Source organism: Streptomyces sp. NPDC050703, assembly GCF_040654435.1.
GTDB lineage: Bacteria > Actinomycetota > Actinomycetes > Streptomycetales > Streptomycetaceae > Streptomyces.
The window spans coordinates 83,230-95,228 of record NZ_JBFAHX010000001.1; the positions used below are offsets into that span (position 1 = coordinate 83,230).

Below are 11,999 nucleotides of genomic sequence, written 5' to 3' on the forward strand. Positions count from 1 at the left end.
GTGCCTCAGGACTCCTGGGAGAGGGAGACGAGCACGTCGTCCCCTTCGATCTTTACGGGGTATACGGGGACAGGGCGCGTCGCGGGAAGGCCGGACGGCTTGCCGGTGCGGAGGTCGAACGCGGAGCCGTGCAGCCAGCACTCGATCTGGCAGTCCTCCACCTCGCCCTCGGAGAGGGAGACGTTCGCGTGCGAGCAGATGTCGTGGATCGCGAACACCTCGCCCTCGGTGTGGACGACCGAGACCGGCGTGCCGTCGAGTTCCACCCGCTTGGGGGTGTCCTCGGTCAGCTCGCTCAGGCCGCAGGCGCGTACGAAGGTCATGCGACCGTCGCCTCCAGCTCCTCTTCGATCTTCGCGATGAGGCGCTCCTCGACGTCCGGCAGGCCGATCTGCTGGACCAGCTCGGCGAAGAAGCCGCGGACGACCAGGCGGCGGGCCTCGTCCTCCGGGATGCCGCGCGACTGCAGGTAGAAGAGCTGCTCGTCGTCGAAGCGGCCGGTCGCCGAGGCGTGGCCGGCGCCGACGATCTCGCCGGTCTCGATCTCCAGGTTCGGCACCGAGTCGACCCGGGCGCCGTCGGTCAGCACCAGGTTGCGGTTCATCTCGTACGTGTCCGTGCCCTCGGCGGCGGCCTCGATGAGGACGTCGCCGATCCACACGGCGTGCGCCTCGTCGCCCTGGAGCGCGCCCTTGTAGACGACGTTGGACTTGCAGTGCGGGGTGTTGTGGTCGACCAGGAGGCGGTGCTCCTGGTGCTGGCCCGCGTCGGTGACGTACAGGCCGAACAGCTCGGCCTCGCCGCCGGTGCCCGCGTAGTTCACGCGCGGGTGGAGGCGGACCAGGTCGCCGCCGAAGGTGACGACCACGGACTTGAAGGAGGCGTCGCGGCCGACCAGCGCGTTGTGCTGGGCGACGTGCACCGCCGTGTCGTCCCAGTCCTGGACGGAGACGACGGTGAGCTTGGCGCCGTCGCCGACGACGAAGTCGACGTTGGCGGCGAGCACGGCGTCACCGGTGTGGTCGATGACGACCAGGGCCTCGGCGAAGGCTCCCAGCTCGATCACCTGGTGCGCGAAGGCGGTGCCGCCCTCGCCGTGCACGGTGATGCGGATGGGCTCGGTGAGCACCGTCTCCTTGGGGACGGTCACGACCGAGGCCTTCTCGAAGGACGAGTAGGCCTGGGCGGCGACGCGGTCGACGGGCTTGCCCGCCTTGCCGACGCGCGCGTCGTCGCGGCCGACGGTCTCCTGGGTGACGCCCTCGGGGGCGCTCACCTCGACGCGGATGCCGCCGCTCGCCGCCGCGGTGCCGTCGTGCAGACCGCGCAGCCGCTCCAGCGGCGTGAACCGCCACTCCTCCTCGCGGCCGTGGGGGACCGGGAAGTCCGCCACGTCGTAGGACGGGGGCGCGCTCATGCGGGTGGCGACGGTGGACTCGGCGGCCACCGCGATGGACCCGGCGGTCGTCGACCCCAACGGTGGGGGTCCCCCCTGCCCGAGCGAAGTCGAGGACTTGGGGGAGTTCTGAGCCTCAGCCATGGCTGTCGTCGTGCTCTCTCTCTGCGTAAGAAGTCAGTCGCTGCGGGGACGGTGTCCGGTCTTAACCGACCGAACCCTCCATCTGCAGCTCGATCAGCCGGTTCAGCTCCAGGGCGTACTCCATGGGGAGCTCCTTGGCGATCGGCTCGACGAAGCCGCGCACGATCATCGCCATGGCCTCGAACTCCGTCATGCCGCGGCTCATCAGGTAGAAGAGCTGGTCGTCGGAGACCTTGGAGACGGTGGCCTCGTGTCCCATGGAGACGTCGTCCTCACGGACGTCGACGTAGGGGTAGGTGTCCGAGCGGGAGACCGTGTCGACGAGCAGCGCGTCGCAGAGCACGTTCGACTTCGATCCGGCGGCGCCCTCGCCGATCTCGACGAGACCGCGGTAGGACGTGCGGCCGCCACCGCGCGCCACGGACTTCGAGACGATGTTCGAGGACGTGTTCGGCGCCATGTGGACCATCTTGGAGCCGGCGTCCTGGTGCTGGCCCTCGCCCGCGAAGGCGATGGACAGGGTCTCGCCCTTGGCGTGCTCACCCATGAGGTAGACGGCGGGGTACTTCATCGTCACCTTGGAGCCGATGTTGCCGTCGATCCACTCCATGGTCGCGCCCTCGTACGCCACGGCGCGCTTGGTGACCAGGTTGTAGACGTTGTTCGACCAGTTCTGGATCGTCGTGTAGCGGCAGCGGCCGCCCTTCTTGACGATGATCTCGACGACGGCGGAGTGCAGCGAGTCCGACTTGTAGATCGGCGCGGTGCAGCCCTCGACGTAGTGGACGTAGGCGTCCTCGTCCACGATGATCAGCGTCCGCTCGAACTGGCCCATGTTCTCCGTGTTGATGCGGAAGTAGGCCTGGAGCGGGATCTCGACGTGCACGCCCTTGGGGACGTAGATGAACGAGCCGCCGGACCACACGGCGGAGTTCAGCGACGCGAACTTGTTGTCACCGACCGGGATGACCGTGCCGAAGTACTCCTTGAACAGCTCCGGGTGCTCCTTGAGCGCGGTGTCGGTGTCCAGGAAGATGACGCCCTGCTCCTCCAGGTCCTCGCGGATCTGGTGGTAGACGACCTCCGACTCGTACTGCGCGGCGACACCGGCGACGAGGCGCTGCTTCTCCGCCTCGGGGATGCCGAGCTTGTCGTACGTGTTCTTGATGTCCTCGGGCAGGTCCTCCCAGGACTCCGCCTGGCGCTCCGTGGAGCGCACGAAGTACTTGATGTTGTCGAAGTCGATGCCGGAGAGGTCCGAGCCCCAGTTCGGCATGGGCTTCTTGTCGAAGAGGCGCAGGCCCTTGAGGCGGAGCTTGGTCATCCACTCCGGCTCGTTCTTCTTCGCGGAGATGTCGCGGACGACGTCCTCGTTGATGCCGCGCTTGGCAGAGGCACCGGCGACGTCGGAGTCGGCCCAGCCGTATTCGTAGTTGCCCAGGCCCTCGAGTTCGGGGTGGGCAGTCTCCGTGGGGAGCGTCATGCGGGGTTCCTCCCGGCCGTGCGTGCTGATGCTGAATGGGTGATCTGTGCTGTCTGCGCTGCCTGAGGGTCGCTGCCGCCGCCGCGCGGGACGAACGTCGTGCAGACACCGTCGCCGTGGGCGATGGTGGCGAGGCGCTGCACGTGCGTGCCGAGGAGTTCGGAGAACATCTCCGTCTCCGCCTCGCACAGCTGCGGGAACTGCTCGGCGACATGGGCGACCGGGCAGTGGTGCTGGCAGAGCTGCTCGCCGACCGGCGCGCTACGCGCCGTAGCAGCGTACCCGTCGGCGGTCAATGCCTTCGCCAGAGCCTCGGTGCGCCGCTCGGCGGGGGCGGCCTCGACGGTCTTCCTGTACGTCTCGGCCTGGGCTGCGATGCGCGCCTTGGCGAACGCGACGACCGCTTCCTCGCCGTGGTGCTCGGTGATCCACCGCAGCGCGTCCGCGGCCAGTTTGTCGTACGACTGGTCGAAGGCGTCGCGGCCGCAGTCGGTCAGGGCGAAGACCTTGGCGGGCCTGCCGCGGGTCCGCGCGCCGTAGACACGCTGCTCGCGGGGTTCCACGACGTTCTCGTGGACGAGGGCGTCGAGGTGCCTGCGGACGGCCGCCTGGGTGAGGCCGAGGCGCTTGGCGAGGTCGGCGACGGTGGAGGGGCCGTGGTCCAGGATGGACCGCGCGACGCGGTTGCGCGTGGAGCGCTCCCCGGTCGCGAGTTCCTCCTGCGGAGCCTCGCCAACGTTTTTCACAACGCCATTGTTGCGTAATTCCTCAGAGCCTGACAACCCGCGCCGCGATCACCGACCGGTGCGCTGCGTCACTTAGGTTCACCTAAGCTGACCTGCGGAAACGATCACTGATCGATCAAGCGTGCGGGGCGCGCGAAGCGCCCCCGACAGCCCCCCGCACCCCCGTGGCACCCCCTCCGACCGGCCCTTCGTCGCCCCGCCCGCCCACCGGCGCCGCCGCGTCCCTAGACTGGACCACCATGCGAAACGAGCCCGTCGTCCAGATCCAGGGTCTGGTCAAGCGGTACGGAACGAAGACCGCGGTCGACGGTCTCGACCTGACGGCCGGGGCGGGCATCACCGCCGTCCTCGGCCCCAACGGCGCCGGCAAGACCACCACCATCGAGACCTGCGAGGGCTACCGGAGGCCGGACGCCGGCACCGTCCGCGTCCTGGGCCTCGACCCGGTCCGCGAGGCGGGCGCGCTGCGGCCCCGCATCGGCGTGATGCTCCAGTCCGGCGGCGTCTACTCCGGCGCCCGCGCCGACGAGATGCTGCGCCACGTCGCCAGACTCCATGCCGATCCGCTCGACGTCACCGACCTCATCGAGCGCCTCGGCCTCGGGAGCTGCGGGCGCACCGCCTACCGGCGGCTCTCCGGCGGCCAGCAGCAGCGCCTCGCGCTCGCCATGGCCGTGGTCGGCAGGCCCGACCTGGTCTTCCTCGACGAGCCGACCGCGGGCCTCGACCCGCAGGCCCGCCGCGCCACCTGGGACCTCGTACGCGATCTGCGCCGCGACGGCGTGGGCGTCATCCTCACCACGCACCACATGGACGAGGCCGAGGAACTGGCCGACGACGTCGCGATCATCGACGCGGGCAAGGTCATCGCCCAGGGCAGCCCCGACGAGCTGTGCCGCGGCGGCGCCGAGAACACCCTGCGCTTCACCGGCCGCCCAGGACTCGACGTCGCCTCGCTGCTCAAGGCGCTGCCACCGGACTCGGCGGCGGCGGAGCCGACCCCCGGCGCCTACCGCGTCAGCGGCACGGTCGACCCGCAGCTCCTGGCCACCGTCACGTCGTGGTGCGCCCAGCACGGGGTCATGCCGGACCGCATCTCGGTCGAGCGCCACACCCTGGAAGACGTCTTCTTGGAACTCACGGGCAAGGAGCTGCGCGGATGAGCGCCGCCGGTATGTACACACCGAAGCCGGGCGCCGCCCCGCTCCCCCGCATGATCGCCGCCCAGGCCGCGCTGGAGACGAGGATGCTGCTCCGCAACGGCGAGCAGCTGCTCCTCACGGTCGTCATCCCCACGCTCCTGCTCGTGCTCTTCAGCGCGGTCGACATCGTCGACACGGGCGAGGGCGAGGCCGTGGACTTCCTCGCGCCCGGCGTCCTCGCGCTCGCCGTGATGTCCACCGCGTTCACGGGGCAGGCCATCGCGACGGGGTTCGAGCGCCGCTACGGCGTCCTCAAGCGGCTCGGCGCCTCGCCGCTGCCCCGCTGGGGCCTGATGGCGGCGAAGACCCTGTCGGTCCTGGTCACCGAGGTCCTGCAGATCGTGCTGCTCACGGTCATCGCGCTCGCCCTCGGCTGGTCGCCGCACGGCAACCCCGTCTCCGTGCTCCTGCTCCTGGTGCTCGGCACCGCGGCCTTCTCCGGGCTCGGCCTGCTGATGGCGGGCACCCTCAAGGCCGAGGCGACGCTGGCCGCGGCGAACCTCGTGTTCCTGCTGCTGCTGGTCGGCGGCGGCGTCATCGTGCCGCTGGACAAGTTCCCCGACGCGGCGCAGACGCTGCTCGGGCTGCTGCCCATCGCGGCGCTCTCGGACGGGCTGCGTGACGTCCTGCGGCACGGCGCGGGCCTGCCCTGGGCCGACCTCGGCATCCTCGCGGCGTGGGCGGTGCTCGGGCTCGGCGCCGCGGCGAAGTACTTCCGCTGGGAGTAGGCGCCCTTCGCCGGTACGGCGTAAGCCGCGTCACAGATGCGCCGCTCGCGCCACCCTCGTGAAGCCGTGCACAAGCGGGCCCCTACGATGGGACGCGTGCCCAACGTGACCCGAGCCGACGTCGCTCAAGCCGTGCGGAACCCGCTCGCCTACATCGCCGAGCGCTGGACGCCCACCCAGCGGACCGTCCAGCGGGCGGCCCTCATCTCGCTCGCCATGACGGTCGTGATCGTGGTGACGGGCGGCGCCGTCCGCCTGACCGGGTCGGGGCTCGGCTGCCCGACCTGGCCCAAGTGCACGGAGGACTCCCTGACGGCCACCCACGAGATGGGTTTCCACGGGGTCATCGAGTTCGGCAACCGCCTGCTGACGTACGTGCTGTGCGCGGCCGTCGGCTGGGCGATCATCGCGGCCCGCTCCCAGAAGCCGATGCGGCGCAGCCTCACCCGGCTCGGCTGGATCCAGTTCTGGCTCGTGATGGGCAACGCGGTGCTCGGCGGCATCGTCGTCCTCGTCGGCCTGAACCCCTACACCGTCGCCGCGCACTTCCTGCTCTCCACCGCCCTGATCGCGGTCGCCGTCACGATGTGGCAGCGCAGCCGCGAGGGCGACGGCGAGCCGCGCCCGCTGGTCGGCAAGGCCGTGGCACAGCTCGTCTGGTTCCTCGTCGCGGCCTCGGTGCTGCTGATCGCGGTGGGCACGGTCGTGACCGGCGCGGGACCGCACGCCGGTGACTCCAGCGACGTGCCCCGGATGAACCTGGCGCCGATCGGCCTGGACTGGGAGGGCGTCACCAAGCTGCACGCGGTCCTCGCCTGGATCGTGGTGACGCTGGCGTTCGCCCTCTGGTTCGTCCTCAAGGCGGTCGACGCGCCGCCCGGCCCGCTGGCCCGCACCCGCGACCTGTTCCTGATCCTCCTCGCGCAGGGCGCCATCGGCTACGTCCAGTACTTCACGGACCTGCCCGAGGTCCTGGTCGGCCTGCACATGTTCGGTTCCTGCCTGGTGTGGATCGCCGTGATGCGCGTGCTCCTCGCCCTGCGGGAGCGGCCGGCCGCCACGTCCGGCGTCCCCGTCCGGGCGGACGACTCACAGCTCTCGGCGGTCTGACGGCTGCCGGGCCTCCGGCAGCCCGTAGACGCGGCGGGCGTTGCCCGCCGCGAGCAGTCCCGCCACCCGCCGGGCGTCGGCGAGCGACCAGGCGCCCTCCTCGACCCAGGCCCCGAGGACCCGCTCCAGCGCCTCCCTGAACAGGTGCGCCCCCACCACGTGCAGCTCGGGCAGGCCGTGCGCGCCGCTGGAGAACAGCAGCTTGCCGAAGGGCGCGAGCTCCAGGATCTCCGCCAGTACGGCCGCCGCCCGCGCCCCCGTGCGGACCAGCGCGGGGCCGAGGTCCGCGTGGACGTGCGGGAAGACCGCGGCCAGGTGCGCGGCGCTGCGGTGGTACGGATAGCCGTGCAGCAGGACGAGGTCGGTGCCGAGCCCCTCGGTGGCCCGCGCGAAGTCCCCGAAGTGCGCCTGCGGGTCCCCCGCCCCCGTGTGCAGCTGGAGCGGCAGCCCCGAGGCCACCGCGACCCAGAGCAGATGCCGCAGCAGCACGGGGTCGGCGAGGTGCCCGCCCACCCGGCGGTCCCCGAGCCACCGCCGCGCCGCGCCCCGCACCTCGCCGAGGCCCGGCGGACGCGCCGCCAGGGCGAGCGGGTGGCGCACCCCCGCGACCGAGGCGAACGCGACGGCGCCCGCGGCCGCCGTGTGCACGGACTCGGCGAGGTTGGCGAGGAAGGCGTCGGGGGTGCCCGAGGTGTCCGCGACCTGCTCGGCGAGGAGTTCGAGGCGGACGATCTCGCGGGCCTCCGCGTCACCGGCGGCGGCCAGCTCGCCGGGCCCCGTCAGATCGCCGGGCAGTCCGGTGTCCACGAGGTACGTGGTGATGCCGCTGCCGCGCAGCAGGCGCCGCCCCGACTCGATGACGCCGAGGTCGCGGCGCCTGGCGAGATAGCGGGCCGGCGGGCAGTGCGGGTCGAGGCCGAGCAGCGGCGGGCACAGGCGGCGCACCGCGAAGCCCGTCTGGGTGTCGAAGAACGTGGTGCCGGGCGCGGGCGGTCCGCCGCCCCGGCCGAGCTGGGTCTCGAAGGTGCCGAGCCCCAGCTCCGTACGGAAGACGCCATGGCAGTACTGGTCCACCAGGGACGGCGTTTCGATCATTGCGGACCCCCGCGGACTCCCGCTCGACGGACCTGGCTCCTACCGGTCCTAACGGGTGACGCGGCGTCTGGTGCCGCCCGCATCCGGCCATGGCGTGCCGAACAGAGGAGCGAGACACTCTCCCGGGGGCCGCTTCGGCCGTCCGGGGCACGGCCTCACTTGTTCTTCGGGCCGCCCACCTGGATGCCGGCCATGCGCGACCACTCGTAGGGGCCGGTCTCCACCTTCGCGGCGAATTCCCCGTCGAAGTCCTCGTGGACGGTGATCCCTGCCTTCTCCACGGCGCTCTGCGCCACGGCGTACGTCGGTGCCACCAGGTCGCCCCAGCCGCCGTCCTCGCCGACGAGGACGATGCGGGTGCCCTCGTGCCCGATGTAGGCGAGCTGCCCCTCGGCCCCGCCGTGCGCCTGTGCGAAGGCGCCGATCTCCTTGGCGAGCTTGGCCGCCCGGCGCTCGGCCCTCGCCGCCTTCTTGCTGTCCTCAACCTGCTCGGTCTCTGCCATGAGCAGGATGCTACCGACGGGTAGATCAACGCGCGACGGGCGGGGCGCGTGGTGTACGACACCACGCGCCCCGCCCGTCGGGAAGAGCGAGGAGGGAGCCGGGGGCTCAGCGCAGGAAGGGGTCCACGGCGACCGCCACGAAGAGCAGCGACACATAGGTGATGGACCAGTGGAAGAGCCGCATCTCCTTGAGCTTGCCGCCCGTGGCCTCCGCCTTGGCGCGGTTCTGCAGGCCGTGCGCCTCCCACAGCCACCAGCCGCCGGTCACCAGCGCCACCGCGGTGTAGAACCAGCCGGTGTAGCCGAGGGGCTGGAGCAGCAGGGAGACGGCGACCATGACCCAGCTGTAGAGGACGATCTGCCGGGCGACCACCTTGTTCGAGGCGATGACCGGGAGCATCGGCACGCCGACGCGGGCGTAGTCGTCCTTCACCTTCATGGACAGCGGCCAGTAGTGCGGCGGCGTCCAGAAGAACATGACCATGAAGAGGACGATCGGCGCCCACGACATGGAGTTGGTGACCGAGGACCAGCCGATGAGGACCGGCAGACAGCCGGCGATGCCGCCCCAGACGATGTTCTGCGAGGTGCGCCGCTTGAGGATCATCGTGTAGACGACCACGTAGAAGAGCAGCGCGCCGAGCGAGAGCCAGGCGGAGAGCCAGTTCACGGCGAGGCCGAAGAGCAGCGTGGAGACGACCGCGAGAGTGATGCCGAAGACGAGGCACTCGCGCGGGCTCACCATGCCGGTGACCAGTGGCCGCTGCGACGTCCGGTCCATCAGGGCGTCGATGTCGCGGTCGATGTACATGTTCAGCGCGTTGGCGCCGCCCGCCGAGAGGTACCCGCCCACGCAGGTCACGAGGACCAGCCACAGGTCGGGCACGCCCTGCTCGGCGAGGAACATCACCGGAACGGTGGTGATGAGCAGCAGTTCGATGATCCGCGGCTTGGTCAGCGCCACGAACGCCTTGACACGGGCCCCGAACGGCCGATGGCTCGGGCTAAGTTCCGTCCCGGAAACCCCCGCTGGACGGGATTCAACGGCCGTCACGCACACCCCTGACAGAGACATCCCAGCGAGCCGACCAGCACTTCCGACATGAAGATCCGGTAAAGACTCGCGCGTACCACGCCACTGTAGACGTTGCCCATACCTCGCTCTTCGCGGGGGTGGGGTCGTGTTGACCGCCGGGCCGTGGGTACGGGATGTCCGCCGGGGCGCCCTCTGAGCGGTATCGGCCGTTCTTTGAGCGGACACATGAGCGATACGGAGAGCCCTTTGAGCGGTCACATGAGCGCTTGTGTATTCACATGGGGAATCGACGCTTATTCCTTTCAGGAGGCGGATACCCGGTTGTCCCGGCAGTCTGGAATGAGTCGAAAAAATGCACGCCTTAGCAGCGGTAGGCTCGACTACGGCCGGTGAGATCGACATCGCCGGCATTCGACATGTGGAGAGGAGCCCTGACTCAGGGTGAGCACCAAGCCGACCACCACAGACCTCGAGTGGACCGAACTGGACCAGCGAGCCGTTGACACCGCTCGCGTCCTGGCCATGGATTCCGTACAGAAGGTCGGCAACGGCCATCCCGGTACGGCCATGAGCCTCGCGCCCGCCGCGTACACCCTTTTCCAGAAGGTGATGCGGCACGACCCGGCGGATGCCGACTGGACCGGCCGCGACCGGTTCGTCCTCTCCGCGGGCCACTCGTCCCTGACCCTCTACACCCAGCTCTACCTGGCCGGCTTCGGCCTGGAGCTGGACGACCTCAAGGCGTTCCGCACCTGGGGCTCGAAGACGCCGGGCCACCCGGAGTACGGGCACACGACGGGTGTGGAGACGACGACGGGCCCGCTGGGCCAGGGCGTCGCCAACGCCGTGGGCATGGCGATGGCCGCCCGCTACGAGCGCGGTCTCTTCGACCCGGAGGCGGCCCCCGGCTCCTCCCCGTTCGACCACTTCGTCTACGCCATCGCCGGCGACGGCTGCCTCCAGGAGGGCATCTCCGCGGAGGCGTCCTCGATGGCCGGGCACCAGAAGCTCGGCAACCTGATCCTGCTGTGGGACGACAACCACATCTCGATCGAGGGCGACACGGAGACCGCGGTCTCCGAGGACACCGTCAAGCGCTACGAGGCCTACGGCTGGCACGTCCAGCGCGTGGAGCCCAAGGAGAACGGCGACCTCGACCCGGCCGCCCTGTACGCCGCGATCCAGGCCGCCAAGGCCGAGACCGAGCGGCCCTCCTTCATCGCGATGCGCTCGATCATCGCCTGGCCCGCCCCGAACGCGCAGAACACCGAGGCCGCCCACGGCTCGGCGCTCGGCGACGAGGAGGTGGCCGCCACCAAGCGCGTCCTGGGCTTCGACCCGGAGCGGACCTTCGAGGTCTCCGACGAGGTCATCGCGCACACGCGCAAGGCCCTCGACCGCGGCGCCGAGGCCAAGAAGGAGTGGGAGAAGTCCTTCGCCGACTGGCGCTCCGCCAACGCCGGGCGCGCCGCCGAGTTCGACCGCATCGCCAAGGGCGAGCTGCCCGAGGGCTGGCAGGAGAAGCTGCCGGAGTTCGAGACCGGCAAGGCGGTCGCCACCCGCGCCGCGTCCGGCAAGATCCTCCAGGCGCTCGGCGGGGTCATCCCCGAGCTGTGGGGCGGCTCCGCCGACCTCGCGGGCTCGAACAACACGACGATCGACAAGACGTCGTCGTTCCTCCCGTCCGGCAACCCGCTGCCCGGCGCCGACCCGTACGGCCGTACGGTGCACTTCGGCATCCGCGAGCACTCGATGGCCGCGGAGATGAACGGCATCGCGCTGCACGGCAACACCCGCATCTACGGCGGCACCTTCCTGGTGTTCTCCGACTACATGCGCAACGCCGTCCGCCTGTCCGCGCTGATGCACCTGCCGGTGACGTACGTGTGGACGCACGACTCCATCGGTCTCGGCGAGGACGGCCCGACGCACCAGCCGGTCGAGCACCTGGCCTCGCTGCGCGCCATCCCGGGCCTGAACGTGGTCCGTCCGGCCGACGCCAACGAGACCGTCATCGCCTGGCGCGAGATCCTGCGGCGCTACACCAAGGAGTTCGGCGTGGGCGCCCCGCACGGCCTCGCGCTGACCCGCCAGGGCGTGCCGACGTACGAGCGCAACGAGGACGCCGCCAAGGGCGGCTACGTCCTGTTCGAGGCCGAGGGCGGCACGCCGGAGGTCATCCTCATCGGCACCGGCTCCGAGGTGCAGCTCGCCGTCGAGGCGCGTGAGCAGCTCCAGGCCGCGGGCGTCCCGACGCGGGTCGTCTCGATGCCGTCGGTCGAGTGGTTCGACGAGCAGGACCAGGAGTACCGCGACAGCGTGCTGCCGCCCTCGGTGAAGGCGCGCGTGGCGGTCGAGGCCGGCATCGGCCTGACCTGGCACCGCTTCGTCGGCGACGCGGGCCGCATCGTCTCCCTGGAGCACTTCGGTGCGTCGGCGGACGCGAAGGTGCTGTTCCGCGAGTTCGGCTTCACCGCCGACAAGGTGGCCGAGGCGGCCCGGGAATCGATCGCCGCCGCTCAGCGCTGACGCCCATATACGACCAAGTAGGAGATG

General features: G+C 70.6%; 11 protein-coding genes. 4 read left to right on the forward strand and 7 right to left on the reverse strand.

Features of this window, described 5'->3' with window-relative positions; translation table 11 throughout:
- Window positions 1–5: 5 nt before the first annotated feature.
- The 4 genes from AB0I16_RS00440 to AB0I16_RS00455 form a co-directional block, all read right to left on the reverse strand.
- On the reverse strand, window positions 6–323 hold the full coding sequence (locus AB0I16_RS00440; RefSeq protein WP_363247054.1) for a bifunctional 3-phenylpropionate/cinnamic acid dioxygenase ferredoxin subunit: 318 nt from the start codon (window positions 321–323) through the stop codon (window positions 6–8).
- Entirely contained in the window at window positions 320–1,540 is a 1,221-nt protein-coding gene (sufD, locus tag AB0I16_RS00445; protein ID WP_363247055.1) for a Fe-S cluster assembly protein SufD, read from the reverse strand. Before sufD ends, AB0I16_RS00440 begins: the two co-directional genes overlap by 4 nt.
- A 61-nt stretch (window positions 1,541–1,601) precedes the next feature.
- Window positions 1,602–3,023, reverse strand: a complete 1,422-nt coding sequence (gene sufB / locus AB0I16_RS00450; protein ID WP_363247056.1) for a Fe-S cluster assembly protein SufB — start codon at window positions 3,021–3,023, stop codon at window positions 1,602–1,604.
- Window positions 3,020–3,769, reverse strand: a complete 750-nt coding sequence (locus tag AB0I16_RS00455) for a metalloregulator ArsR/SmtB family transcription factor (RefSeq protein ID WP_363247057.1) — start codon at window positions 3,767–3,769, stop codon at window positions 3,020–3,022. The genes sufB and AB0I16_RS00455 overlap by 4 nt, the downstream gene beginning before the upstream one ends.
- 239 nt (window positions 3,770–4,008) lie before the next feature.
- Between AB0I16_RS00455 and AB0I16_RS00460 the strand changes: the two genes are divergently transcribed.
- The 3 genes from AB0I16_RS00460 to AB0I16_RS00470 all read left to right on the forward strand — a co-directional run bounded on the left by AB0I16_RS00460 (window position 4,009) and on the right by AB0I16_RS00470 (window position 6,809).
- Window positions 4,009–4,932, forward strand: a complete 924-nt coding sequence (locus AB0I16_RS00460) for an ABC transporter ATP-binding protein (protein ID WP_363247058.1) — start codon at window positions 4,009–4,011, stop codon at window positions 4,930–4,932.
- Window positions 4,929–5,699, forward strand: coding sequence for an ABC transporter permease (locus AB0I16_RS00465; RefSeq protein WP_363247059.1), 771 nt, complete (start codon window positions 4,929–4,931; stop codon window positions 5,697–5,699). Before AB0I16_RS00460 ends, AB0I16_RS00465 begins: the two co-directional genes overlap by 4 nt.
- An 87-nt stretch (window positions 5,700–5,786) precedes the next feature.
- Window positions 5,787–6,809 (forward strand): COX15/CtaA family protein, encoded by a 1,023-nt coding sequence (locus AB0I16_RS00470; RefSeq protein ID WP_363247060.1) that lies wholly within the window; start codon window positions 5,787–5,789, stop codon window positions 6,807–6,809.
- Here AB0I16_RS00470 and AB0I16_RS00475 read toward each other — a convergent pair.
- The 3 genes from AB0I16_RS00475 to AB0I16_RS00485 all read right to left on the reverse strand — a co-directional run bounded on the left by AB0I16_RS00475 (window position 6,789) and on the right by AB0I16_RS00485 (window position 9,467).
- Window positions 6,789–7,904 (reverse strand): amidohydrolase family protein, encoded by a 1,116-nt coding sequence (locus tag AB0I16_RS00475; RefSeq protein WP_363247061.1) that lies wholly within the window; start codon window positions 7,902–7,904, stop codon window positions 6,789–6,791. The genes AB0I16_RS00470 and AB0I16_RS00475 overlap by 21 nt on opposite strands.
- Window positions 7,905–8,059: 155 nt before the next feature.
- The gene (locus AB0I16_RS00480; RefSeq protein WP_363247062.1) at window positions 8,060–8,407 is read right to left on the reverse strand and encodes a hypothetical protein; all 348 of its coding nucleotides are present in this window, start codon (window positions 8,405–8,407) and stop codon (window positions 8,060–8,062) included.
- A gap of 106 nt (window positions 8,408–8,513) precedes the next feature.
- Entirely contained in the window at window positions 8,514–9,467 is a 954-nt protein-coding gene (locus AB0I16_RS00485; RefSeq protein WP_363247299.1) for a heme o synthase, read from the reverse strand.
- Window positions 9,468–9,884: 417 nt separating this feature from the next.
- Here AB0I16_RS00485 and tkt point away from each other — a divergent pair, with 417 nt between their 5' ends.
- Window positions 9,885–11,972, forward strand: coding sequence for a transketolase (tkt, locus tag AB0I16_RS00490; RefSeq protein ID WP_363247063.1), 2,088 nt, complete (start codon window positions 9,885–9,887; stop codon window positions 11,970–11,972).
- Window positions 11,973–11,999 lie beyond the last annotated feature (27 nt).

Bases quoted from the DNA above. Each gene is read 5' to 3' on its own strand.
- AB0I16_RS00440 (WP_363247054.1), bottom strand. From the start codon at position 323: ATGACCTTCGTACGCGCCTGCGGCCTGAGCGAGCTGACCGAGGACACC.
- sufD (WP_363247055.1), bottom strand. From the start codon at position 1,540: ATGGCTGAGGCTCAGAACTCCCCCAAGTCCTCGACTTCGCTCGGGCAG.
- sufB (WP_363247056.1), bottom strand. From the start codon at position 3,023: ATGACGCTCCCCACGGAGACTGCCCACCCCGAACTCGAGGGCCTGGGC.
- AB0I16_RS00460 (WP_363247058.1), top strand. From the start codon at position 4,009: ATGCGAAACGAGCCCGTCGTCCAGATCCAGGGTCTGGTCAAGCGGTAC.
- AB0I16_RS00465 (WP_363247059.1), top strand. From the start codon at position 4,929: ATGAGCGCCGCCGGTATGTACACACCGAAGCCGGGCGCCGCCCCGCTC.
- AB0I16_RS00470 (WP_363247060.1), top strand. From the start codon at position 5,787: ATGGGACGCGTGCCCAACGTGACCCGAGCCGACGTCGCTCAAGCCGTG.
- AB0I16_RS00475 (WP_363247061.1), bottom strand. From the start codon at position 7,904: ATGATCGAAACGCCGTCCCTGGTGGACCAGTACTGCCATGGCGTCTTC.
- AB0I16_RS00480 (WP_363247062.1), bottom strand. From the start codon at position 8,407: ATGGCAGAGACCGAGCAGGTTGAGGACAGCAAGAAGGCGGCGAGGGCC.